21 protein-coding genes and 3 pseudogenes are annotated in these 23,339 nt (G+C 41.3%); 15 read left to right on the top strand and 9 right to left on the bottom strand.

The window, feature by feature from the left end; all coding sequences use genetic code 11:
* Positions 1–75: 75 nt before the first annotated feature.
* The 4 genes and pseudogenes from Q0541_RS25230 to Q0541_RS25215 form a co-directional block, all read left to right on the top strand.
* Positions 76–411: a DUF2499 domain-containing protein gene (locus Q0541_RS25230; protein ID WP_298917360.1), complete on the top strand. Its 336-nt coding sequence runs from the start codon at positions 76–78 to the stop codon at positions 409–411.
* On the top strand, positions 408–707 hold the full coding sequence (locus Q0541_RS25225) for a DUF3593 domain-containing protein (protein ID WP_273768584.1): 300 nt from the start codon (positions 408–410) through the stop codon (positions 705–707). Before Q0541_RS25230 ends, Q0541_RS25225 begins: the two co-directional genes overlap by 4 nt.
* Before the next feature lie 54 nt (positions 708–761).
* Positions 762–1,535, top strand: coding sequence for a 1-(5-phosphoribosyl)-5-[(5-phosphoribosylamino)methylideneamino]imidazole-4-carboxamide isomerase (gene hisA / locus Q0541_RS25220; protein WP_298917244.1), 774 nt, complete (start codon positions 762–764; stop codon positions 1,533–1,535).
* Positions 1,536–1,654: 119 nt separating this feature from the next.
* Positions 1,655–1,810: pseudogene (locus Q0541_RS25215) on the top strand (Uma2 family endonuclease); the annotation flags it as partial.
* A gap of 605 nt (positions 1,811–2,415) precedes the next feature.
* Here Q0541_RS25215 and Q0541_RS25210 read toward each other — a convergent pair.
* Both Q0541_RS25210 and Q0541_RS25205 read right to left on the bottom strand, forming a co-directional pair.
* A complete protein-coding gene (locus tag Q0541_RS25210) occupies positions 2,416–3,495 on the bottom strand; it encodes a hypothetical protein (RefSeq protein WP_298917241.1) in 1,080 nt (359 codons plus the stop codon).
* A 58-nt stretch (positions 3,496–3,553) separates the two neighbouring features.
* A complete protein-coding gene (locus Q0541_RS25205) occupies positions 3,554–4,537 on the bottom strand; it encodes a hypothetical protein (RefSeq protein ID WP_298917238.1) in 984 nt (327 codons plus the stop codon).
* A 1,039-nt stretch (positions 4,538–5,576) separates the two neighbouring features.
* On the opposite strand from Q0541_RS25205, the gene Q0541_RS25200 reads away from it, so the two are divergent.
* The 5 genes and pseudogenes from Q0541_RS25200 to Q0541_RS25180 all read left to right on the top strand — a co-directional run bounded on the left by Q0541_RS25200 (position 5,577) and on the right by Q0541_RS25180 (position 10,733).
* Positions 5,577–6,329 carry a response regulator transcription factor gene (locus Q0541_RS25200; protein ID WP_298917235.1) on the top strand — a complete coding sequence of 251 codons (753 nt, stop codon included), beginning with the start codon at positions 5,577–5,579 and terminating at the stop codon, positions 6,327–6,329.
* Positions 6,330–6,382: 53 nt separating this feature from the next.
* Positions 6,383–7,702, top strand: a complete 1,320-nt coding sequence (locus Q0541_RS25195; protein ID WP_298917232.1) for an ATP-binding protein — start codon at positions 6,383–6,385, stop codon at positions 7,700–7,702.
* Positions 7,703–7,730: 28 nt separating this feature from the next.
* Positions 7,731–8,399, top strand: a complete 669-nt coding sequence (phoU, locus tag Q0541_RS25190; protein ID WP_298917229.1) for a phosphate signaling complex protein PhoU — start codon at positions 7,731–7,733, stop codon at positions 8,397–8,399.
* 402 nt (positions 8,400–8,801) lie between these two features.
* Positions 8,802–8,966: pseudogene (locus tag Q0541_RS25185) on the top strand (helix-turn-helix domain-containing protein); the annotation flags it as partial.
* A gap of 126 nt (positions 8,967–9,092) precedes the next feature.
* The gene (locus Q0541_RS25180; protein WP_298917226.1) at positions 9,093–10,733 is read left to right on the top strand and encodes an iron uptake porin; all 1,641 of its coding nucleotides are present in this window, start codon (positions 9,093–9,095) and stop codon (positions 10,731–10,733) included.
* A gap of 312 nt (positions 10,734–11,045) precedes the next feature.
* On the opposite strand, the gene Q0541_RS25175 is transcribed toward Q0541_RS25180, so the two are convergent.
* Positions 11,046–11,306 (bottom strand): hypothetical protein, encoded by a 261-nt coding sequence (locus Q0541_RS25175; RefSeq protein WP_298917224.1) that lies wholly within the window; start codon positions 11,304–11,306, stop codon positions 11,046–11,048.
* A gap of 271 nt (positions 11,307–11,577) precedes the next feature.
* Here Q0541_RS25175 and Q0541_RS25170 point away from each other — a divergent pair, with 271 nt between their 5' ends.
* The 3 genes from Q0541_RS25170 to Q0541_RS25160 all read left to right on the top strand — a co-directional run bounded on the left by Q0541_RS25170 (position 11,578) and on the right by Q0541_RS25160 (position 14,542).
* Positions 11,578–12,180: a DUF3318 domain-containing protein gene (locus tag Q0541_RS25170; protein WP_298917220.1), complete on the top strand. Its 603-nt coding sequence runs from the start codon at positions 11,578–11,580 to the stop codon at positions 12,178–12,180.
* Positions 12,181–12,398: 218 nt separating this feature from the next.
* On the top strand, positions 12,399–13,943 hold the full coding sequence (locus Q0541_RS25165) for a hypothetical protein (protein ID WP_298917218.1): 1,545 nt from the start codon (positions 12,399–12,401) through the stop codon (positions 13,941–13,943).
* Between the two features lie 407 nt (positions 13,944–14,350).
* Positions 14,351–14,542 (top strand): hypothetical protein, encoded by a 192-nt coding sequence (locus Q0541_RS25160; protein WP_298917216.1) that lies wholly within the window; start codon positions 14,351–14,353, stop codon positions 14,540–14,542.
* A gap of 188 nt (positions 14,543–14,730) precedes the next feature.
* Here the strand turns inward: Q0541_RS25160 and Q0541_RS25155 are convergent, their stop codons facing one another.
* Both Q0541_RS25155 and Q0541_RS25150 read right to left on the bottom strand, forming a co-directional pair.
* Positions 14,731–15,135, bottom strand: a complete 405-nt coding sequence (locus Q0541_RS25155) for a hypothetical protein (protein ID WP_298917214.1) — start codon at positions 15,133–15,135, stop codon at positions 14,731–14,733.
* Positions 15,136–15,495: 360 nt separating this feature from the next.
* Positions 15,496–15,944 (bottom strand): annotated as a pseudogene (locus Q0541_RS25150) (Uma2 family endonuclease); the annotation flags it as partial.
* A 56-nt stretch (positions 15,945–16,000) separates the two neighbouring features.
* Here Q0541_RS25150 and Q0541_RS25145 point away from each other — a divergent pair.
* Together Q0541_RS25145 and Q0541_RS25140 are read left to right on the top strand one after the other, a co-directional pair.
* Positions 16,001–16,420 (top strand): hypothetical protein, encoded by a 420-nt coding sequence (locus Q0541_RS25145; protein ID WP_298917212.1) that lies wholly within the window; start codon positions 16,001–16,003, stop codon positions 16,418–16,420.
* Between the two features lie 69 nt (positions 16,421–16,489).
* Entirely contained in the window at positions 16,490–16,879 is a 390-nt protein-coding gene (locus tag Q0541_RS25140; RefSeq protein ID WP_298917209.1) for a hypothetical protein, read from the top strand.
* Positions 16,880–16,971: 92 nt separating this feature from the next.
* Here the strand turns inward: Q0541_RS25140 and Q0541_RS25135 are convergent, their stop codons facing one another.
* The 4 genes from Q0541_RS25135 to acpP all read right to left on the bottom strand — a co-directional run bounded on the left by Q0541_RS25135 (position 16,972) and on the right by acpP (position 21,543).
* Positions 16,972–17,265, bottom strand: a complete 294-nt coding sequence (locus Q0541_RS25135; protein WP_298917207.1) for a hypothetical protein — start codon at positions 17,263–17,265, stop codon at positions 16,972–16,974.
* Positions 17,266–17,387: 122 nt separating this feature from the next.
* The gene (gene tkt / locus Q0541_RS25130; RefSeq protein WP_298917204.1) at positions 17,388–19,415 is read right to left on the bottom strand and encodes a transketolase; all 2,028 of its coding nucleotides are present in this window, start codon (positions 19,413–19,415) and stop codon (positions 17,388–17,390) included.
* A 252-nt stretch (positions 19,416–19,667) separates the two neighbouring features.
* Positions 19,668–20,918 (bottom strand): beta-ketoacyl-ACP synthase II, encoded by a 1,251-nt coding sequence (gene fabF / locus Q0541_RS25125; RefSeq protein WP_298917202.1) that lies wholly within the window; start codon positions 20,916–20,918, stop codon positions 19,668–19,670.
* Between the two features lie 370 nt (positions 20,919–21,288).
* The gene (acpP, locus tag Q0541_RS25120; RefSeq protein WP_273768562.1) at positions 21,289–21,543 is read right to left on the bottom strand and encodes an acyl carrier protein; all 255 of its coding nucleotides are present in this window, start codon (positions 21,541–21,543) and stop codon (positions 21,289–21,291) included.
* Between the two features lie 420 nt (positions 21,544–21,963).
* On the opposite strand from acpP, the gene Q0541_RS25115 reads away from it, so the two are divergent.
* Positions 21,964–22,869: a CoB--CoM heterodisulfide reductase iron-sulfur subunit B family protein gene (locus Q0541_RS25115; protein ID WP_298917196.1), complete on the top strand. Its 906-nt coding sequence runs from the start codon at positions 21,964–21,966 to the stop codon at positions 22,867–22,869.
* Positions 22,870–23,339: the final 470 nt, after the last annotated feature.

Below are 23,339 nucleotides of genomic sequence, written 5' to 3'. Positions count from 1 at the left end.
GTACAGACGCGATTAATCGCGTCTCTACTCCTGACCCCTGTACAGACGCGATTAATCGCGTCTCCTAACTTTCTTATGCACGCTCTATCGATTCCCACCTGGATTATTCATGTTTCTAGCGTTATTGAATGGATTGTCGCCATTTGGTTAATTTGGACTTATGGCGAACTCACTGGTAATCGCAATTGGTGGGGATTATCCCTTGCCATGTTACCAGCTTTAGTCAGTGCCATGTGTGCCTGTACCTGGCATTATTTTGATAACGCCGAATCTTTAGAATGGCTGGTAACGCTGCAAGCTACCATGACATTAATTGGTAATTTTACGCTTTGGGCAGCGGCGTTTTTGATTTGGCGTTCTACCAAATCTCCTGACACTGTTGAACCAAAACCTATTAAATCAGAGCAATGATTTCTAAAGAAACCCTATTTGCGCTTTCACTGTTTCCCTACTTGGGTTTCTTGTGGTTTATCAGCCGCAGTCCGCAAATGCCGCGTTTAGCGCTATATGGATTTTACGGCACTCTCGTCTTTGTTGGCGTTACCATCCCGGTAGGGATTTATGCTGTATTGCATTATGGCAAGTCTTTGGCCAATGTAGATTGGTTGCACGGCGGTGCAGAAGTATTTTTGACCCTTTCTAACATCTTGCTTGTGGTGGGTTTTGGGCAAGCTGTAAGGCAATTAAAAATGAAAAATGAAAAATAGTAAGTTCAGCTATAGCTAGCGGTTTGATTGCATTGAGTTATGAGGAACAAGTAAATGGATGTAATTCCAGCGATTGATTTACTAGAAGGTCGGTGTGTGCGACTGTATCAGGGAGACTACGATCGCTCGCAAGTTTTTAGCGAAAATCCTGCTGATGTTGCCAAACAGTGGGTAGCGCAGGGTGCTACTAGATTACACATAGTTGATTTAGATGGTGCTAAGGCAGGTAAAATAGTAAACCTGGGGGCAATTGAAGCGATCGCTCATGCGGTGTCAGTACCCATTGAAATTGGTGGAGGATTGCGCGATCGCACCAGCGTGCAACAATTATTCAATCTAGGCGTACAGTGGGCAATTCTCGGAACCATCGCTGTAGAACAACCTCAGCTAGTGCAACAACTCTGTGAAGAGTTTCCTGGACAGATTATTATTGGCATTGATGCGCGTAACGGGCGAGTAGCAACTCACGGTTGGTTAGAAACCTCGGAAGTTTTAGCAACCCAACTGGCTGTACAAATGCAAGAATTGGGCGCAGCCGCCATCATTTACACAGATATCCACCGAGATGGTACACTCACAGGCCCTAATTTTGAAGCTTTGCAAGAACTTGCAGCGGTAATTTCCATCCCGATAATTGCTTCTGGCGGGGTAAGTTCTGTCACCAATTTGTTGAGTTTATTGGCGTTAGAACCTCAAGGTGTAACTGGTGTGATTGTCGGACGTGCCTTGTATACTGGGGATATTTTACTCAAAGAAGCATTACGAGCGATCGGCCCTGGGCGGATTCAGGATATTCCACCCAATCTAGGTTTTTCTACTTTTGCTTGACATTTTCTGTGTATTTGGTGACATCCACACACTGACTCGGAGTATCGAGTCCAGTGGTGGCTTTCTTAACCAGTCTGGCTATTTGTTTTAGCTAAACAGTGAAGGGTACGGAGGATAAAATGGTTGTGACACTGCAACTGCGCCAGATCGACGTTCACCCAGGGCAGTGTTTGACATTGCGCGAGATCAGTTGGGCAGAGTTTGAAGCAATTTTAGAGGAACTTGGAGAACATCGCGCTGCACGAGTTGCTTACTATCAAGGGGTGTTAGAGATTGTGATTGATAGCATCCTCACCACATAGACGAGTTTCTATTGTCTTTCCTAGTGGGAAACTTAGATACTTAGGCGTTAAGGATTAAGCCGTATGGTCAGTATTCCCGGATATCATTTTACATTACCTATTTTATCCAGCCGCCAAGCGATCGCTGACTCATATATTAAGATTTATATTTATCCCGTTAAAACTGAAGGTTCCTACAGGGGTAACATTATCTACTAACTTTTTTTGGTTAAACTTAAATTTTCTGTGATATATTTCTGTAATCTCCAATACCCGTGGTGTAGATAATATTGTCGTAGATTTAAAAATTTAGTCTTATGTCTACTCAAGAACCAAATTCCAACCAAGCATTTAAGCTAACACAGGCTACCGTAACAAAGAAAAAGAAACCACAACCTCCTCCAGACATCAAAAAACCAAGTAAAACCGAATAAAAAGCGTTATATAGCAATCCTATTTGAGTTGTCAAAACTCAGCCTCTCCAGCAGTTGAGAAGAAAATAAATAGAGAATTTCATAAATCATTTAGAACTGCTATAGTTCTTTGTAGAGACTTAAATTAAATTAAGTCTCTACAATTCTTATGAAAAAGAAATCAGCTTATTTGTTTTTCGCTTGAGTCTTCGCTTGTTCTAAAGCTATTTCTTTGATTGCCTGATATGAATTAACATTTGAAGTACCTTCAATAGCTTTAACTGCCAAATCTTGAACTTGTTTGAGAGCAGATTCAAGTTGTTTAGAAAGATTTTGAATCCGAGTCTCTTGATTAGTAATAGTTTGTTCTAGAGATTGCAGTCTTTGTTCATAGAAACGCTTTTGCCCTTCCACTTCCTTAGAATATAAATCTGATTTTACTTTAGCTTGGTAGTGGGCGATGCCTTTGCCTTCTTCTGTAGCTTTTTTTATAGCTGCTTCTTTGTCTTTCGGAAAAGCCTCTACCTTGGCTTTTAATTCTTCAAATTGTTTCTCTCTCTCAAAAATTGCTTTCTCCCGTTCAGCCCACTGTTTTTCTGTTACTTGTAGTAATTCTTCCAGTTGCTTATATAGTGCTTTCTGCTCTTGTTCATATTCGTCACTTCCTAGTTGTCGCTGGAGTTCTAAATTATATTTATACTCTGACGCATCGCGTTGTCGAGTTTTATTCGAGTTTTCATTCTGTTCTTTTATCGCCCGTTGCTGTTCCTCTTGTTCTTTTCCCCAAGTATTCCTTTGCTCTAGTATTTGTTGGAATAATACTTCAGAACGCTGGCTATATTCTTCCTGATAAGCTTTAGTATTATCTTCATAAGCTTGGATGAGAGTATCCAAGATATCATCAGAAATTTCCAAGTTGTGCAACTGTGCTAATTGTTGGATTTCTTCTTCTAAAGTTCGCCTGATTTCTTCTAATTTAGAGGCTTTTATGGTTAGCTGTTCGGATAATTCATTAGCAGCACTGCCAAAACCTAATTGAATCTTCGCCAAGCTTTCAATTGTATTGTTCATCTTTTGTTGGACACTAGAAAGCTGATTCATAGCTATTTTTTGTTCTAATTTAGGCTGTTCTTTAGTTACAGACTTGTTTTCTTTGGCAATTTGATCAAACTCTGATTTTAGCGCTGCTTTTTCTTTAGTTAACTCCTCATATGCCTGAAGAATTTCTACTTTAGTATTCTTATCAGTCGGTTTTTTTCCCACCACAATAAATCTCCTGTTTAGGAATTAAAAATGATTAAGATGCTACACTACAGACTTATAACTATTTTGAATTAGAATTACCAAAAGCCCTCAGGGCTAAGTCTTGTGCTTGTTTTAATGCAGTTTGCAATTGAGCAGAAATACCTTCTATTTGCTCAGACTGTTTCTTAATTGTTTCTTCCAGAGATAGAATTTTTTGTTCATAACTCTGTTTGTTAGATTCCCATTCTTTTTCAAATAAATCAGCTTCAATTTTAGCTTTTTGGCTTATTTCTTTAATAGCTTCTTCTCTAGCTTTCTTAACTGCTTCTTCCAGTTCATTAGGAAATGTAGCTACTTTTTGTTGATAGTCTCCAAAGAGTGGTTGGTGTTCAGCGAATAGCTTTTCTCGTTCTGCCCAATCTTTCTCTTTCTTTTGAGAATTTTCTTGTATTTCCCTTTGTTGTTGGCGTTTTCTCGCTTCGTAGCTGTCTGCATTAAGTTTACGAGTAGTTTCTAACTTATACTGAGATTCTTCTTGTTCTTGCTGGCGATCTTTAGCTAATAAATCGTTATATGCTTGAAGTTTTTCTTCATACTCTGCTTGTTCTTTTTGCCATTCTTTCCGCCTGATTGTAATTTCTTTTTCTAATACTTCCCTTTTACTGATAGTATCTTGTTCTAAGGTTTTTAATTTTTCTTGATGTTCTTGACTTAAAATGTCTAGACTATCCGCTATAACTCTAATTTTTTGAAGCTCTTCTAGGCGTTGAGTTTCAATTTCTATAGCTCGGTTTAATTCATCTAACTTAGAGTTTTCCTGAGCTAGTTTTTCAGATAATGCGTTGAGAATACTACCAAACTCCAATTGTAAATCAGCTAAACCTTTGACAATACTATCAACTGTATATGCAGAAGCTGCTTGCAAAATTTCTTGACTTTTTGCCTTATCTGCTTCCTCTTGTTTAGTTGCTATTTTAGATTCCAGCTTTTTTCTTTGAATAATAATTTGTTGAAATGCTTGCATTAGTTGTTGTTTGCTGTCCTTGACTCCAACTGTAGTCATCTTCCAACTCCCTTCAATAGCAATGATTTATGGGGTAGCAAGCCATACTCAAGGACTACCCTATGCAGATATCAGGGTAGCCTTTGAATAAACATTTTTAACCCAGTGGAAATACTGAAATAACCAATATCTCACACTTAGGTGGGGTAAGAATTTTCCACGCCTATGTCTTTCTGTTTTTCAGGTATATAGCGTTTCTCAGTTGAGGTCTAATAAAGACCTAACAAGAACAGCCCCTTCGCTATAAGACAAGGGGAGTAAGATTCAAAGCCTTTCTCCTAAAAGAAGAGAGGTTAGAGTGTATTTCATACAAACGAGAAGCACTATAGCTTTCACTCAAAATATAGTATTTTTGTACTAAGATAAATATACCTAACCTAACCTGCTCTTGTCAAGACAACCCTTCATGCAATTCCGTCACACAACAAAATATGAAAATGTTTTTTCTATAGCGGTTCCTGCATGGGTAAAGTACGGAAAAAATAATTAACCACAGATGAAGACAGGTACAAGGTAGGGACACGGCAATGCCCATAGGTGTCAACTTAAGCCAAAACTCCTTTAAAATCTCGTTTCCAGCCAGAGGCTGGAAATGCTCTTCAATTGCGGCTCTGCCGCTAGTTTTGAGGCGGAGCCTCTCATTAGGCATTCCCAGTCAGAGACTTCTTTTCGAGACAATCTCTAAAAGCTGGTTCTAGACTGGCTTTCACCTTAAGTTGATAGCAATGGGCAATGGCGTGTCCCGACTCGTGTACATCATTCCAATGAGAATCGTTATATCACCTATCACCTGCTCCCCATTGTTAAGACAGAATGAAGCTATTTAGGAATTTGAATATGCAAAGTCCTTAATTAAAAGACTATTAGAAGCTTGCAGCCACAGAGATTATGATTTAGGAGGGTGCTGTGGTATATGTTACTTTTTGTAAAGAAAATCTAAAAGAATAAACTCTAGTAGAAGCACGGTTGCACTAAGGCGACATAATAGATTAAATCATTCTAATTGATACAGGCACAGTCCCAGACTTTTGTGATATCAATGTATACCAGTGAATCGACCAAATATTCTGCCACAACGGACATTGGACAAACCAGCCGTATTCTAGTAGTAGAAGATGAAGAATTAATCCAGGAAATGCTAGCTGTAGCCCTGGAAGAGGAAGGTTATCGGGTGATAACTGCCCCCGATGGGCGGTCTGCTATAGAGTATCTCAAAAGTTTTGAAACCAATTCAGGAGAACTTCCCTTTGATTTGATCATTCTTGATTTGATGCTGCCTCAAATCAATGGGTTAGATATTTGCCGTTTGCTACGTCATCAAGGAAACCCAGTACCTATTTTAATCCTCAGTGCTAAGGGTAGTGAAACTGACCGTGTTCTGGGGTTAGAGGTGGGAGCAGATGATTACCTGACCAAACCCTTTAGTATGCGTGAGTTAGTGGCTCGTTGCCGCGCTTTACTCCGCCGCCAACGTCTAAGTAATTTACCACAACTGCCAGTATTAAAATTCAAGGATGTCACATTGAATCCCCAAGAATGTCGCGTGCTGGTTCGTGGTCAAGAGGTGAATCTTTCTCCCAAAGAGTTCCGCCTCCTGGAACTGTTTATGAGTTATGCCCGTAGGGTATGGTCACGGGAACAATTGCTCGACCAGGTTTGGGGGCCAGATTTCGTCGGCGATAGTAAAACCGTAGACGTTCACATTCGGTGGTTGCGCGAAAAATTAGAGCAAGACCCCAGTCATCCCGAATATATTGTGACTGTCCGAGGTTTTGGCTATAGGTTTGGATAATTAGTTTGGATAGTTGTTAGTTTTTAGTAGTCACGAAGAAACTAACAACTCAAATGCTTTTATTGGGATTTTTTCTGGGTTTAGCGGTAGGCATTGGGTTTTGGGTTTGGCAACAGGTTCAACTTAATCGCTACCTGGGGCGCTTACTCCGACCGTTAACCTCGCACTCTGACAAGATGGGACTGCTGCTGATTCCTGCGTTGCGGCAGGAAATAGCGATGGTGAAACAGCAGCGGCAAGATTTGCAGCAGTCGTTGCAAACTTACCAAGACCTACTAGATTTTGCACCAGTGGGATATTTGCAGGTGGATGAAGAAAATCAACTGCTGTGGTGCAATCAGCAGGCGCAGGAAATTTTGTATCTGCAAAGGTGGCAACCAGAACAGGTGCGCTTGTTACTAGAGTTGGTAAGGTCTTACGAACTTGACCATTTAATTGAGCAAACTCGTGATCGACAAAAACCACAGACGCGAGAATGGATATTTCATCCATCTTGTGATGATGCGGCAGAGATGGCAACAATAAAATCTTTGGCTTTGCGGGCGTCTAGCTTGCCTTTACCCAATGGACAAGTGGGAGTCTTTTTAGAAAATCGTCAACCCCTATTAGATATAAATCAAATACGCGATCGCTCTTTTTCTGATCTAGCACACGAACTCAGAACGCCGTTAACATCGATTCGCTTGGTTGTAGAAACGCTACAAACCCGCTTGGAACCACCTTTAGATCGCTGGGTTAACCGCCTAATGCAAGAAGTTGATCGGCTGATTAACTTAGTGCAAAGCTGGTTAGAACTTACCCAAATGGAAGCAAACCCAAATATGCAATTGCAAGCTAAAGCTGTAGAATTGCGATCGCTAATTGCATCTGTTTGGGAAACACTAGAACCCTTGGCAGGGCGCCAACATTTGTCTCTTGCTTATTCTGGCCTAGAAAATCTTTGGATTAAGGCAGATGAAGCCCGTATTTACCAGGTTTTTCTCAACTTGCTAGACAATAGCATTAAGTACAGTCCTCCTGGTACAAGTATTCACGTTGAAACAAAAATCTTATCAACAAAAGATAATGATGGGGCTTCCCCAATGCTGGAAATAAATCTGATTGATTCTGGAGTCGGGTTTTCTGAGGCAGATTTACCCCACGTTTTTGAGCGATTTTATCGAGGAGATAAAGCGCGAACCCATTTCCCCCAAGATGGTAACTCCATAGGGGCGATCGTTGGCAATGGTTTAGGATTAGCGATCGTTGAGCAAATTCTTCTCGCCCACGGTGGTTCAATCAAAGCTATGAACCATCCAGAAACTGGCGGTGCGTGGATGCAACTCCAATTTCATGAAGTTATGGCAAACTCCTTAAGCCAAGACTATAGTTAATTATATCTTCACGTTTGAGACAACAAGTGTGAAAGCTGTCGATTATACTCCCAATCCTCAAAGACCCCAACTCGCACGCGCCATTAGGCGCTTAGAACGGGATGTATTACGCATGGGTGCTTTGGTAGAACAATCATTTCGCCTCAGCCACCAAGCGTTATTTGCTCGTAACTTAACAGCAGCTGAGGAACTTCCCCGATTAGATAAAAAGATTGATCGCTTTTATAGGCAAATAGAATCAGAGTGTACGGCGATTATGACGCTGCAAGCGCCTACAGCACAAGATTTGCGCTGCTTGAGTGCCTTTATGCAGTTGGTGCGAGACTTAGAGCGCATTGGCGATTATGCTGAGGATTTAGCTGAGATTGCGATTAAAATTTTTCCTTATGCGCCTCATACGTGTTTGCCAGATATTGAAGCTATGTCCCTTCACGCGCAGGCGATGCTAGCAACTAGCTTGAAGGCTTTGGGAGATTTCGATGAGGCTGGTGGACGCCGTTTAAAGCACCTAGATGATACTGTAGACGATGCCTACGATCGCGTTTATCAGACTTTAGCTCAACAACGCGATGTGCCAGGGGTAGTCGAGCCAATTGTGCTGCTGGCACTGGCAATTCGTTGTCTGGAACGCATGGCAGATCATGCCACTAATATTGGTCAAAGGGTAGCATATATTGTTACCGGTCAACGCTCTTAATTGACGTGCTGCCCAGCTCCCCGACTTCTTCAAGAAGTCGGGGAGCTAAATCCAGCGATTTAGTAAGCGCCATTTCACCCTATATCTTCATAATTATTTGCGCCTACATACTTACTCAGTCTTCAGAAAATACCAAATTATTAAAATAAGTTAACTAAATATTTTACTAAAAGCTTACCTTTTCTTAAACTTGCACAATTAAAGTAACAGATAAATAACTGAAAAATTCCGGTCTATCTTACTGATAGATACCTTAAACCAGAAGTTGTTGCCATGAAAAGATTTGGAGTTAGTCCCTAGCTCTGATTCAGAAGAATACACCTTCAGATATACAGGTAAATTTTGATCCAAATCATTAGAGTTTCTTAATCATTGTAAATAGCGAGATTCCCTGATAATTATGTTACCCATCAAGATATTGTTGAAGTGTTAAATACCATATTAATAACAGTTACCCGACTCCTACAACAGTTGCAGGAAAAAGGAACAGTTTTACGTCACAAACGCCGCATTATTTTGCGCTTACCAAATAAATTAATTGAAAATTATAGTTCAGCACTATATTAAATGACTTGTATTTATCACAGTATAAAGGTATAATCCGGACTGTGATTGTGTGTAAAATTCCTGAAAGTAAAGTGTTATAAGCATTTTACGATGATTGGATTAGTAGGTGTGAGTGAGCTAAAAAACATGACAAAACGATTCTGGAATCTTTTTAAGGTTAGTCCGGTTATTGTCGCTGCTACATTTTTCGTTGCAAATAGTGCTTTAGCCGCTGAAGTCAACGAACAGGTAACAAATGTTGCCCAGTTATCTGAAGCTCAAGACTCTGACAGCATGAGTCAGGTAACATCAGTTTCGCAATTTTCGGATGTGCAACCCACGGATTGGGCATTCCAAGCTTTACAATCTCTAGTTGAGCGCTACGGCTGTATTGCAGGTTATCCCAACAGTACCTATCGTGGGAACCGGGCTATGACCCGTTATGAATTTGCCGCAGGTTTGAATGCCTGTTTAGATCGGGTTAACGAACTGATTGCTACAGCTACAGCCGATTTGGTCACTAAACAAGACCTGGCTACTTTACAGCGTTTACAAGAAGAATATTCTGCTGAACTAGCAACCCTGCGTGGTCGTGTAGATGGACTAGAAGCTCGCACTTCTGAGTTGGAAGCCAATCAGTTCTCTACTACTACCAAGTTGGTTGGAGAAGCAGTTTTCGCCGTGTCTGATGTTTTTGGTAACAATAGAGCAGTTCCTGGTGGTAATCCGACTCAAAACTTGGATTCTAACACTACTTTTTCTGACCGCGTTCGTTTGAACTTGTTGAGCAGTTTCACTGGTAAAGACCAGTTGCAAATTCGTCTGAATGCTAACAACACCATCTCTAATGCTGCTGTGAGCGGTACTAACATGACCCGCTTGGCCTTTGACGGTAATAACAACAACTCTGTTGTAATCGATAAACTCAATTATGCTTTCAACTTTAATAATGCAGTGCGTATCAAAGTTGATGCTACTAATGCTGAGTTATACGAAAACGTTAATACCTTCAACCCTGACTTTGCTAGCTCTGCTAGAGGTGCTCTCTCCCGCTATGGACGTTTCAGCCCCATATATCGTCAAGGTCAAGGTGGCGCTGGTTTGACTGTTACCTTCAATCCTAATGGCCCTATCAGCTTGACTGGTGCTTATATAGCTAGGACTGCTAATGACCCTACCCTTAATAATGGGCTATTGGATGGTGATAACGCTATATTTGGTCAGTTATCTTTCCAACTCACCAAAGCTTTTAACATTGGTCTAACCTACGCCCGCACTTATCAAACTGATCTTGTTAACAATAATGTTAACAACAACCTTTTCCAAGGTACAGGTAGTACTTTTGCCAACAATCCCTTTGGGAATAACACTCGTACCGAATCCAATAACTACGGTGTAGAAGCTACCTTCCAATTTAGCAAGTTGGCTATTAGTGGTTGGGGAGGTTATACAACTGCTGATGCTCAGACTGGTGCTAATGCAGGTACAGACGCACATATTTGGTACTGGGCTGGATCGCTTGCTTTGAGAGACTTTGGTGGAAAAGGCAACGTCTTAGGTGTTATTTTTGGTCAACCACCGAGAGTTACGGGTGGCAGCATAAAAAATGTTGCTGCCAATGTTAACTTAGATGACGATATATCTTATCACTTAGAGGGTCTTTACAAGTTAAAGGTTTCCGATAATATTCAAGTCACTCCTGGCTTGTTGGTAATCTTCAATCCAGAGCATAACGATGCTAACGACACTGAATACGTAGGCACTCTACGTACTACCTTCACCTTCTAAAATTGGTGATGGTAAACAAAGCTCAGAATTAGGTCAGCAAAAGCCCACTTTAAAGTGGGCTTTTGTTTGTTATTCACAGTGATTAATAAGGGATTTCCAAGAAATAAATTATCCAAATAAACGTAGACGCGCAGCGGCTTGTCGCAGGCTACCACTCCAGACGCAGAGAACACAGAGAGGAGAAAGAAAGAGGATTTTTGCGTCAGTTTTGGGATACTTTTTTATTTGGAAGTCCCTAAGAGTCTAAAATGCAGTTAGATTTTGTTCCTCAAGTAAGCAGGTAGAGTTTTATAAGTTATTTAATCCACTTTCCTATGTGGGATTATAATCTGGCTGATTAGATATATCTATTGGGGGGCGATCGCTACTCCAAGCCCACCATACAGAACCACAGTGACAGTAGTAAAACTCTTGCCATTTGCGACGACGGTCTTCTGTAAGTACAGGCGATCGCCGATTTAGCCAAACTTTTTCAGCTTCTCGGCTACTTGAGTGGCAGCTAGGACAGCAAAACTCATAGGCATGTATTGCCTTATTGGTCCATTCAGGCGGGAGGGTAGCAAAAACGTCCATGTCGTTACAAGTATAGTCTCAATGGTTATCCAAAACTTTGAGGTTTTAAACTTGGGGGCAAACCGATACCATAAAATCCCGCCATCCTATCAAACTGCTTGATCAATATTTTTATGGCTTTGTCTGGTCTATTCACAAATCGCAATTTGTAGAGGTTTTCAATAATAGAACAGCTATTTTTAAAGATTGCTAAAGTATGTCACAAATAAAAGGTTAACACGAATAGTAACTAAAATAGTTACCATGCACATTATGGCTAATAATTAAATTTATGGAGCCAAATGTTGAAATTCGCCGTTTGTTAGATGTGATGCCTGCTTCTGGTCGGATGACGACAAAAGTCGTTAGTAAGCCAGAGCAGGCAAAAGTGATTGACGCCTCCTTTCCCCAACCCTGGAATCAGGCGCGACCGATATATATTAATTTTGATTTGTGGCGTCGCTTGACCAAGCCGCAACGAGACTTGCTGCTGTTGCAGATGGTTAGCTGGTTGACGGGGGTAAAGTGGTTTAAACCCGACATTTATCAAGGTGTGGTGCTGGCCGGGCTGTTAGGCGGATTCTTGGAAGCAGCACAGTCAGATGTGGTGGGTATAGCCGTAGCTGGGGGATTAAGTGCGATCGCTGCTTTTCGGATCTGGCGTACTAACAAATCTCAAGAGTCAGAGTTAAATGCCGATGCAGCAGCAATTCGGATAGCACAGCGGCGCGGTTATTCAGAAGTTGAAGCAGCGCAGCATCTGTTATCTGCAATTGAAGCGGTAGCCAAAATTGAAGGGCGTTCTGGTTTAAATTTTACTGAGTTGATTCGTTGCCAAAACTTACGAGCGATCGCAGGTTTGTCACCAGTGGGTATGCCAGAAAGTTATAAGTAGAAATCAGGAGAATGATCTGTTTCTTTTCTTCTTTTTTCTACGAGACGCTTTGCGTTCAAGTAGTGTCTGGTAGAAAAGTCACCTTCTCTACCAGATCAGGGGCGTTAGCAGTAGCCTGCGGCAAGCCGCTGCGCGTCTACGATAGTTTTCACAACTCATTTAGGATTGCTATATTGCTATATAACTTTGATCCAAATAAATTTCATTTTTAACTAACAATGTTAAACGAAAAAATTACCAAATATACTTCAACATTACCTTTTCATTCTCCTTGGTTTATTATCATTATTTTTTCGGTTCTTGGTTTAATAGGTATTCTCAACCATTCGATGTGGCGAGATGAACTAAATCCCTGGCTTATTGTCAGAGATAGTGAATCTTTAGGGGATTTAGTTGCAAATATCCATTATGAAGGTCATCCTGTTTTATGGTATTTTTCTCTGGCACTTCTGAGAAAAATAGTGGATAATCCTATTATTATGCAAATTTTTCATTTGGCAATTACTGTTGTTTCAGTTACTGTTTTTTGCCTATATAGCCCTTTTAACTATCAACAAAAGTTTCTGTTTTCCTTTGGTTTCTTTCCTTTTTATGAATATCTTTTAATTTCTCGAAACTATGCCTTTAGTATGTTGTTTATTTTTGCTTTTTGTACAGTTTTCTTATCGAGAAAAATAACTTATGCCTATTTGGCCATTTTATTGGGTTTACTAGCAAATAGTAGTGCTTATGGTTTGCTCGTATCATTTTCTTTATTATTGACTTTGCTAGCTGAATTCAGTTTTGATAGTGAACATCGCCAGCAGTATTTTAGTCAAAGCCAAAAATACGATTTATTTTTAAGTATTTTAATTATCATATTTTCTTTTATTTTATCCCTTTATATTATTACTCCGCCGATAGATAGTTATCTTTATGGTGGGTTAAATAATGGTTGGGTAATACAATTAGATATCCGTCATTTATTGAAAAGCATAGGTAGAATATTTGGTAGTTATTTATTAATTATTCCTCAACACAAAAGATGGCTGGATTTAATTGTTTGTACGATAATTGCTCTATTCATTGTAATTTTAACTTTGATTAAATTATCTAAAAAGCCAATTCCTTTCTTTTTCTACATTATAGGGAATTGTGTGATATTTGCCTTTACATACTTTAGATTTATAGGTATGCCTCGGCATTTTGGACATTTCTATTTAGTTCTAATAGCGGCTTTATGGCTGGGAAGTTATTATCAAGACTCTAGAGTTTTACTCGATAAGTTTTCTGCTCGTCCAAATTCAATTACATTTGTTCAAAAATGGCATCATATTGCTTTTATGTTGATTCTTTATGTCCAGTTTTTAGGAGGTATTTATAGTTTTTCAAGAGATTTAATTGTACCATTTTCTGCCAGTCGAGAAACATCTCAATATATTCAAAAAGCTGGATTAGATAATGAGTTTATTGTTGCCAGTCGAGATGCAAATATGGCTCCTTTATCGGGTTATCTGAATCGAAAGTTTTACTATCCTGAGCTTCAAAAAATGGGAAGCTTTACCCTATTTAAAAAAGGTCGTCAAGATGTTGAAGAAACTGAAATATTAAGCCAAATTAATTCTCTACTCAAAAATCAAGGTGACCAAAAGAAAATTTTGCTGATTCTAAATAAAAAACTGAATGTCAACCGGAATGACTTGAAGATTGTTCCGCTCAAAGATTTTAAGAGAGGCTGGGTGGATAGTGAACGATATTATCTTTATTGGGTAGATGAAGCATAAAGATAATGTGCCACAGAATTTTGGAGTTCTCAGGCAGATTGCGGCAATCGATAGCAAAAGATATTTTATTAAAGCTACAGCAAGGAACTAATCCTGCTCTGTTGGGCATTTTACAGCTCTGTTCTGTCTTAGAAACTATAGGCTTAATTGTTATACAAGCAACGTGTATCGCCAAAAAACCCCAGAAATAAAGCTTTTACATCCTTTCACCTAGCTTGCCACCACTGATAACTAGCTGCAACACGTGAGGCTAATCTACACTGGAATAAGAGAATGTATGTTTAACTGACTTAGATGTCAGAGAGTGAGGAGTTTTGTCATACTTTCTCGGTGTTGGTTATGAAGTGCTTACCTTGTGTGGTAAAACTTAATTTAAATTCTGTCAGTTACTAACGGAGTTGATGGGAATGGGTAACTTTATTTTTTTTGTTTTGATAGTAGTTTACGGAGGCGGCGTTTGGAAGTTTTGGAATGGGTTTGGGCGGACTAATTTTAATCCAACTCTGAGCAATCGCATTGGTTTAGCTTTGCTATGGCCAGCTTTGTTTATTACAAATCAATCCTATCGTCGAAACTTTAGAAAGGCGTTGAAGGGTTAGAGTTTACTATTAAGTCTAACGTCATCCATTATTGACGGTGGCATCTATCTCGATATAAATCTAACCCCCCAACCTCCCTTCCTTACTAGGGAAGAGAGGTTGGGTTAGCTCCTTTTAGGAAGGAGAGGAATTAGGGAGAGATAAGTTCGTTAACGGTTGGAAAGTATTTCAGCGGATGAATTTAGAAATTATTTATGATTGGTTAATAGATGGATTGCTCCACCGACAGCTGCACCATCAATAGCATTGCCAACGGTATGTCTGCCATCACCAGTAACTGCGCCAGTCAATGCGCTAGCCCCTGCACCGACTCCGACATCTTGAACAACGTTCCGGTTACGACGATGGTGATGGCTTCTTAGACCATTTGCACCATTGACAGCTGCACCAGTGACACCACCTTTGGCAGCATTGCCTAATACACTACCATGTCCCCTAACAGCTCCTGTTACTACATTAGTAACAGCCCCAATACCTACATCTCTTAGTACTTGGTCATCAGCAGCAGCTGGTTTTGCTGGAACTAGGGTGACACCAGCTAGACTTGCAGCCATGAGGCTGGGTAGAAGTGTGCGCTTGAGGATATTATTCATTGTGTTACCTTTTTAAAACATCAAACAATTGGCTAAAAACCAAAGTTACTAGAGTCGGATAAAATCTGAATTTTTTTACCTGAACAACAGCAACTGTTTATTGTTCGAGTACATATGTATAATAATCGCATTTGCAAAGTCATAACTGCATCCACTGAAAGCATGAATATAAATTCAGTCTAGAGAAGGCCTTGCTGATTTCTTAAGCAATGCTGGGGATTACACATTGACAAAATAAATTAAATATGCAATTAAGAGTTGTCGGTATGAAAGTTGCATTTTTTCATTACTGGCAAAGGATTCCTAATGATCTACCGCATAGTATTTACCCTATCTATCTAAAGATAGTTGCCAAAATAATTAAACTAACTGCTCGAGGTTAATATTTAATTCTCTTAGTTTAGTAGCCAAGCGTTCCGCTCGTGCTTCTGCTGCTGCGTAGGCGTAGCCCGTCGTAGACATCGCTCCCATCCTGTTTGTAGCAAATTACCCTGATTATCCCACCAGCGCAGCCAGGGTAATTCTAGATTCTGATAGCGCTCTTGCCAAATTCCCAATTCTACACCCATCGGTTCAATAGGATAATGTCCGCGTTCATTGGTAGGTATTAGCTGATATTCACTCCTGAGCAATTGATACACCTGGACACCGACTTTGTTCACTTCATAAATGCCATAGAAGGGAACTCTAATTGCTTGCTCATAAACCCAAAACTTACCTGTAATGGGTGTTTTGTCTCGTTCTTGGGAACTATCCCCTGAGGCAAATTCCAACACAATCAGCGGTGCAACATATTCTTGCCAGAGTACACTTGATATAATATAGTATAATATTTTTGTAATTAATTAATAAATAGAGTAGACAATTGGAACAGAAAAGAGCAAAGAGAGGAAGTTTCCAAGCGCGTATACTTAATCTATTTAGAGACAATCCTGATAAAAAGTTCACTTTTCACGAGATAGCTGATGAACTTGCCGCAACTGCTGGTTCTACCAGTGGTACTCTATCGGTTCTCTATAAAAATGGTTCTATTCAGAAGACTAACGACCATCCAGCAATGTACTTCTATACTACAGATATAGGAGCCAACTCATTCGACGAGGTTAAGCTAGACAATGAAAGTGTTCAGGAGAGCATCACAGAACAGGAAAGACCAAATTTAGCCTTAGTGAACATACTGAATAAACTAAAAAAAGAGCTAGAAGAGGTAGAAGAGCGTCGAGGAAAGCTTAAATCAGCAATAGAAGTATTGGAAGAGCAACTAAATATAGAAAAAATAATATAGATACTTGACTTACTTTCTAAACTTTGTTTATATTATAATAGGTAAATTTAATAGAATTAGGTAATTATAATGAAGGCTAATTTAAAACCAGGAACTCTTCAGTACAAAATTATAGAATTTTTAACCCAACATCCTGATCAGGGATGGGATTATAAGGAAATTGCTCTACGCTTGAATCGCCGTGATGAGTCTGTGAGCTGCTCCCTTTCTGTTCTTGAAAAGAAGAGACTAGTTAGAAAGATAGTAGATTTTAATTCTCGTGCTGCAAAATATTATATTTATAATATAGACCTACCAATTAGTGAACCAACTGTTCCAACTTTTGTTGAGCAGGAACCAAGCGTTCAATATAACCTTATGCAAAGGCTGCACAAAGTTAGGATAGAGACAGAGCAACTTAGAAGGGAAGAAGAGAAATTAGTAACAACTTTAGAAGTCTTAAATGAGTTTCTAAGGTAGCAACTTAGTAATATAGGGTGGTGGTTACAAGAAAATGGAGTAGCAACCTCCCTGTATGATCCAAATTTGTGTCCAGAAAATAAGTCACTTTGTTATTTTCGCTTTACTGCTTCATCGTACATTTTGATTTGCTCTGGCGTCAAATCATTTAATGTACCAGAAACAGCTTCTAAGACAAGAATCTTATCAATTCTGCGTGTCAGTTCATGCTCGGTAATAGTTCTCATTTCCTCTGGTGAGAACTGTCCAAATAGTTCTACTAACATTTCTATCATTTCCTGTTGATTTAATTTAACTTGATATAAGCTATTACCTTTAATTAGCTTTTCAACGATTGGTGATATGTGCTTACTCAGTTCTTGATGATAATTAGCAACTTTTGGCATAATATCTCCATTTATAAAATAATTATCCTATATTATAAACAATCTCCCTTAACGCTCCTCTGCGTAAAAAAAAGGTGGACAAGATGCCCACCTCACACAATTTCGAGAATATTCTGTTGCTATTAACCCAACAATTGTTTAGCCTTAGCAAACACATTATCAACGCTAAAGCCAAACTTTTCTAGACAAACATTGCCTGGAGCCGAAGCACCAAAGCGATCAATACTAACGCAATCGCCTTCAGTGCCTACGTACTTGTGCCAACCGAAACTGCTAGCAGCTTCTACAGACAAACGCTTGGTGACAGCTTTCGGCAAAATGGACTCTCTATAAGCCGCATCCTGTGCTTCAAACAGTTCCCATGAAGGTAGCGAGACAACACGGGCTTTCTTACCTTCAGCCGTGAGTTTTTCGGCTGCGCTGACGGCGAGGCTCAATTCTGAACCAGTGGCAATCAAAATGATATCAGGTGTACCTTCGCTATCCACCACTGTGTATCCACCTTTCGCCACGCCCTCAACCGATGTACCTGCCAAGTTCGGGACATTTTGACGAGTAAATGCCAACAGGGTAGGAGCATTTTCCTTGGCCTTCTCGATCGCTATTTTATAAGCGCCAGAGGTTTCGTTACCGTCTGCGGGACGAAACACCGTTAAATTAGGAATGGCTCGCAAGGAAGCCACAGTTTCAATGGGTTGGTGCGTGGGGCCATCTTCACCTTGTCCAATGGAATCGTGAGTCATCACCCAAATCACGCCAGCTTGGGAAAGCGCGGATAAGCGGATGGCAGCACGCATATAATCTGTGAAGATCAAGAAGGTAGCACCGTAGGGAATTAATCCCGAACTGTGCAGTGCTATCCCATTACAGATTGCGCCCATAGCATGTTCCCGTACACCAAAGTGGATGTTGGGGTTTTCGTAGTGCCCTTTTTGAAAGTCGCCTTTGCCTTTGACTTCGGTAAGGTTGGAGTGGGTTAAGTCAGCCGAACCACCAATCAATTCAGGTAAAACTGCCGCTAGTTTGTTGAGGCAATTTTCTGAGTGTTTCCGGGTGGGGAGTCCTTTGTCTTCTGGGGTGTAGGTGGGTAGTACTTTATCCCAACCGTCGGGTAGTTTGCTGCTTATGTAGCGTTCAAAGTCAGCCGCTTCTTGGGCATACTTAGCTTTGTAGTCTGCAAAAGTCTTGTTCCATTCGTCTTCGTAACCTGCGCCACGTTCTACTGCTTTCCGGGTGTGGTTGAGGGCTTCTTCTGGGACTACGAAAGGCTCGTATTCCCAACCCAAATTTTTCCGAGTCAATGCGATTTCGTCTCCGCCAAGGGCAGCACCGTGAACACCAGCGGTGTTTGCTTTATTGGGGGAACCGTAACCAATAATGGTTGTTACCTTGATGAAAGAAGGCTTATCGGTAACAGCTTTGGCTGCTTCAATTGCTTTGGCGATCGCTTCTAAGTCAGTGTTGCCGTCCTCGACGTGTTGGACGTGCCAGCCGTAAGCTTCAAAGCGCTTAGAAACATCTTCGGTGAATGCCACATCGGTGGAACCGTCGATGGAGATGTGGTTGTCGTCGTACAGAGCGATGAGTTTGCCTAATCCCAAGTGTCCTGCAAAAGAACAAGCTTCACCAGAAATTCCTTCCATGTTGCAACCGTCACCCACAATCACGTAGGTGTAATGGTCAACAATCTTGGCATCGGGTTTGTTAAATTTAGCGCCCAGGTGTGCCTCCGCGATCGCTAAACCGACTCCATTGGCAATTCCTTGACCTAGTGGCCCGGTGGTGACTTCCACGCCTGGGGTCATGAAGTTTTCGGGGTGTCCAGGGGTTTTTGACTCCCATTGACGGAATTGCTTGATATCTTCAATGCTTACACTGTCATAGCCTGTCAAGTAAAGCAGGGCGTACTGCAACATCGAGCCATGACCAGCAGATAAGACAAAGCGATCACGATTAAACCATTTGGGATTCTTAGGATTAAACTTCAAAAAGCGATCCCAGAGGACAAAAGCCATCGGAGCCGCGCCCATCGGCAGTCCTGGGTGTCCCGATTTTGCTTTTTCTACGGCATCAATAGCCAAGAAGCGGATCGAGTTAATAGCCAGTTCTTCGACGGACAATTGTTTGGCGGATTGGGTTGCAACAGTCATAATCTCTTGTATTTAACGACGGGTTAGCACTCTTGGTAGCTTCTCTTGCTGGGGTTATTTTAGATTCCCCACAGTATCCTCATCATCCCACTCCCGCTCGTCGATAAACAAGCGGGATCTCCTGAGTTTCTGGTGATAAATCAAGCTGATAATTGGGTCATGCTGAACGCTTAAGTTATAGCGGAATGATATCTATCATACTTTTGGCACAGTCATCTCAGGAGAGCCGACCAGCAATAAAATGGGAAATTTTTAGACGTATTTCTTAAAGGCCAGTGTGACATTATGACCGCCAAACCCAAAAGAATTGGATATTGCCACCTCGACTTTTTGAGCGCGGCTAGAGTTAGGCACGTAATCTAAGTCACACTCTGGATCGGGATTTTCCAGATTGATTGTCGGTGGAATTTGGTCATTAGCGATCGCCATTACTGTTGCGACTGCTTCAATACCTCCAGAACCGCCCAATAAATGACCTGTCATCGATTTGGTAGAGCTAATTGCCACCTTATAGGCATGTTCTCCCAAGGCTTTTTTGATTGCTGAGGTTTCAGTTGAATCATTAGCTGGGGTGCTAGTGCCGTGGGCATTAATATAGCTGATCTGTTCGGGAGTTATACTGGCATCTTTGAGAGCCAGTTCTATCGCTCTAGCTGCTCCGAGTCCACCAGGGACGGGGGAGGTGATATGGTAGGCGTCACAGGTCATCCCATAGCCGATCATTTCGGCATAAATGTGAGCGCCGCGACTGATGGCGTGTTGCAGTTCTTCTAGAATTAAAATTCCTGAACCTTCACCCAAGACAAATCCGTTGCGATCGCGGTCAAAAGGACGGCAAGCTTTAGTCGGGTGATCATTACTAAAAGAGAGTGCCTTGCAGGCGGCGAACCCAGCTATCGACAATGGTGTTACAGCTGACTCCGTTCCTCCGCAAATCATCGCCTGGGCGTATCCCCCTTGAATGAGACGAAAAGCATCTCCTATGGCGTTGGAGCCAGCAGCGCAGGCAGTTACAGGACAGGAGTTTGGCCCTTTAGCACCCGTGTGAATTGCCGTTAATCCTGCTGCCATATTGGCAATCATCATCGGGATCATGAATGGACTACAGCGATCGGGGCCACGGTTGAGGTAGATAGTTTGCTGGTCTTCTAATACCTTAATGCCACCAACGCCAGAACCGATCATCACACCTACCTGTTCTGCATTCAGTTCATTGATCACTAACTGGGCGTTAGATAAAGCCTGTTTTGCTGCCGAAACCCCAAATTGAGCAAATCGATCCATGCGCTTGGCCTCTTTGCGCTCCAAGTAATCATGTGGATCGAAGTTTTTCACCTCACCAGCAATGCGGCAATCATGGCGAGACGCATCAAAAAGTGTGATGTAGTCAATGCCATTGCGTCCACTTAATAATCCGTTCCAATATTCTGTTGCTGTGTTTCCTATAGGTGTAATCGCGCCAACACCAGTTACAACAACGCGTTTACGTGTATGATCTGTCATGATTAAGTTAAAAATGGCGAAAAAGCAGCAGGCATTAAACAGTGCTGAGTTTCGTTAGCGTTAGCGGGGCGTTTAGCCCGTCCTGAGTTCTGAGTTTTGGAAACAGCCGAAGATGGAGAAAACTCCGAACTTTTGCCTCCTAAAACTCTAACCTCTAAACTTTTAACTACTCAGCACTCAGTCAAAAGTCAAAGCAGCGGTTTTTGCCGTAGATGCCCAGAGGGGGCAAGACAAAGCTATCTGAACTTCTCCCTACAGCCCTTTGGGCATCCTACGGCAGGCGCTAGCCTCTCCCAATGTGAGAAGGGGAGCCACTGCGGTCTTCTCCCAAGGGGAGACGCTAAGGGCCAACGGTGACTCAAAACTTTTTTTAAGCTGATGCGGTAACTTTGTTATTGATGTAATCTACTGCGTCTTGAACCGATATAATCTGCTCGGCAGCTTCGTCGGGAATTTCGATATCAAATTCTTCTTCCAAGGCCATCACCAGTTCAACAGTATCTAAGGAATCTGCTCCTAGATCGTCCATAAACTTGGACTGGGGTGTGATTTTGGCAGGATCGTCAACACTCAATTGTTCGGTGACGATTTTCTTGACCTTTTCAAAAAGTTCCGTTTGGCTCATAAATAATAAAAGTCCTTAACCATTTGCTAGGATCTGCTCTTTAGAGGAGACATTGTTTTGAGCATATACATCTTATCGTCAAGCGCGATCGCCCGCATACTGCCAAGGGTTTTTCTGTTAGAAAACCTTTCTTCTAAAAAGAATAGGATAAGTTTTCTCTTAACACTTGGGCAATGGAGCCGGCTACGCCATCGCCGATACCGTGTAAATGCTTCGGTTTTCCAATTATTGCTAAAATTTTTTACAATGTCTCTATCAGTATTTACAGCCTTGCTAGCAATTAAGAATATGTAGATGCTGCGACTTTGAACCTAGACGGTTAAAGGGTCGTTGAACGTCAAACATCAGAACTTCCGTGCTAACAAGGGATGATAAAACAGTTATTGTTTAGAGCGATCGCTCTAACCCAAACATATTTCTATGCTATCTCACACCCTGAAATACGCTTACTTCCCCGGTTGTGTTGCCCAAGGGGCCTGTCGGGAACTTTACCAGTCAACTCAAGCGCTTACCCAAGCCCTGGGAATTGAACTGGTTGAACTTAAAAAAGCTGCTTGCTGCGGTTCTGGCACATTTAAAGAAGATTCCCAACTGCTAGAAGATACAGTCAACGCCAGAAATATTACCCTAGCAGAAGAATTAAATTTGCCCTTACTTACCCATTGCAGCACTTGTCAAGGTGTTATCGGTCACGTCAACGAACACCTGAAAGAATGCCAGACTTCTGACCCTACCTACATTCAACAGGTTAATGGCTTGCTGCACAAAGAAGGCTGTTCACCTTATCGCGGCAGTACCGACGTAAAACATCTCCTCTACGCCTTGGTAACAGATTACGGTTTAGAGGAAATTACCAAACGTGTCACCCGGAAGTTAACTGGATTAAAATGCGCGGCTTTTTATGGCTGTTATCTCCTCCGCGCCCAAAAGTACATGCCCTATGACGACCCGTTCCAACCGGAAGCGATGGAAAATATGTTTCGGGCGGTGGGTGCAACACCAATTTATTACCGAGGCCGGACACAATGTTGTGGTTGGCCCCTTGCTAGCTATGCCACTACCCAATCTTTCAAGATGGCGGGGATGCATATTCAGGACGCTTTGACTTCTGGTGCTGACTGTATAGTTACACCTTGTCCACTGTGCCACTTAAATTTAGATTCGCGTCAGCCAGAGGTGGAAAAGGTTATTGAGCAAAAGTTAGGTTTACCAGTGTTGCATTTACCCCAGTTGATTGCTTTGGCACTTGGGGTTAGTCCAAAAGAACTGGGTTTAGAACGCCACGTTGTTTCCACAAAGCCAGTGTTGGAAAAATTAGGATTTTAACTTCTGAACCGGACATTCCGAGTTCAAAGGCTCAACTTCCGAGTTCTAAAGCTCAACTTCCGAGTTCAAAGGCTCAACTTCCGAGTTCTAAGCTTGAATGTTGCTGTTTTTGTTTATTTTGTTCAAAAATCAAATCGGATTCCTATAGCTTGTTGCTACTATTCAGTGGTTGAGTTCAAGGCGGAGATTACTGATTTTGGTAAATTAATATGAGAATGTAGGCAATTATCTAAGTTGATGTGTAGGCAATGTTTCCGATGGGCTACGCCTACACACTTTTAGTTTCATCCTTCTATCAAATCAAGTGCGAGAAGGCAAAAGTAAAAAGGCAAAACAGAACTTATTAAGTCTTTTTTCTCTTTTTACTTTTATCTTTTAACTTACTAAACCTCATCTATCTTGAGAACCGTAGTTGTTGCCCTCACCCTAAATCCCTCTCCCAAGTAGGGAGAGGGACTTATTTCCGGCTC

This window comes from uncultured Nostoc sp. (genome assembly GCF_937863485.1).
GTDB lineage: Bacteria > Cyanobacteriota > Cyanobacteriia > Cyanobacteriales > Nostocaceae > Nostoc.
This window is presented reverse-complemented; position numbering and strand designations above follow the sequence as displayed.

Excerpts from the sequence above, each read along its gene's own strand:
- Q0541_RS25170 (WP_298917220.1), top strand. The coding sequence starts at position 11,578 with ATGGAGCCAAATGTTGAAATTCGCCGTTTGTTAGATGTGATGCCTGCT.
- acpP (WP_273768562.1), bottom strand. The coding sequence starts at position 21,543 with ATGAGCCAAACGGAACTTTTTGAAAAGGTCAAGAAAATCGTCACCGAA.
- Q0541_RS25225 (WP_273768584.1), top strand. The coding sequence starts at position 408 with ATGATTTCTAAAGAAACCCTATTTGCGCTTTCACTGTTTCCCTACTTG.
- Q0541_RS25140 (WP_298917209.1), top strand. The coding sequence starts at position 16,490 with ATGAAGGCTAATTTAAAACCAGGAACTCTTCAGTACAAAATTATAGAA.
- Q0541_RS25160 (WP_298917216.1), top strand. The coding sequence starts at position 14,351 with ATGGGTAACTTTATTTTTTTTGTTTTGATAGTAGTTTACGGAGGCGGC.
- Q0541_RS25175 (WP_298917224.1), bottom strand. The coding sequence starts at position 11,306 with ATGGACGTTTTTGCTACCCTCCCGCCTGAATGGACCAATAAGGCAATA.
- Q0541_RS25135 (WP_298917207.1), bottom strand. The coding sequence starts at position 17,265 with ATGCCAAAAGTTGCTAATTATCATCAAGAACTGAGTAAGCACATATCA.
- Q0541_RS25195 (WP_298917232.1), top strand. The coding sequence starts at position 6,383 with ATGCTTTTATTGGGATTTTTTCTGGGTTTAGCGGTAGGCATTGGGTTT.
- Q0541_RS25155 (WP_298917214.1), bottom strand. The coding sequence starts at position 15,135 with ATGAATAATATCCTCAAGCGCACACTTCTACCCAGCCTCATGGCTGCA.
- hisA (WP_298917244.1), top strand. The coding sequence starts at position 762 with ATGGATGTAATTCCAGCGATTGATTTACTAGAAGGTCGGTGTGTGCGA.
- Q0541_RS25180 (WP_298917226.1), top strand. The coding sequence starts at position 9,093 with ATGACAAAACGATTCTGGAATCTTTTTAAGGTTAGTCCGGTTATTGTC.
- tkt (WP_298917204.1), bottom strand. The coding sequence starts at position 19,415 with ATGACTGTTGCAACCCAATCCGCCAAACAATTGTCCGTCGAAGAACTG.
- Q0541_RS25165 (WP_298917218.1), top strand. The coding sequence starts at position 12,399 with ATGTTAAACGAAAAAATTACCAAATATACTTCAACATTACCTTTTCAT.
- Q0541_RS25115 (WP_298917196.1), top strand. The coding sequence starts at position 21,964 with ATGCTATCTCACACCCTGAAATACGCTTACTTCCCCGGTTGTGTTGCC.
- Q0541_RS25230 (WP_298917360.1), top strand. The coding sequence starts at position 76 with ATGCACGCTCTATCGATTCCCACCTGGATTATTCATGTTTCTAGCGTT.
- Q0541_RS25205 (WP_298917238.1), bottom strand. The coding sequence starts at position 4,537 with ATGACTACAGTTGGAGTCAAGGACAGCAAACAACAACTAATGCAAGCA.
- fabF (WP_298917202.1), bottom strand. The coding sequence starts at position 20,918 with ATGACAGATCATACACGTAAACGCGTTGTTGTAACTGGTGTTGGCGCG.
- Q0541_RS25200 (WP_298917235.1), top strand. The coding sequence starts at position 5,577 with ATGTATACCAGTGAATCGACCAAATATTCTGCCACAACGGACATTGGA.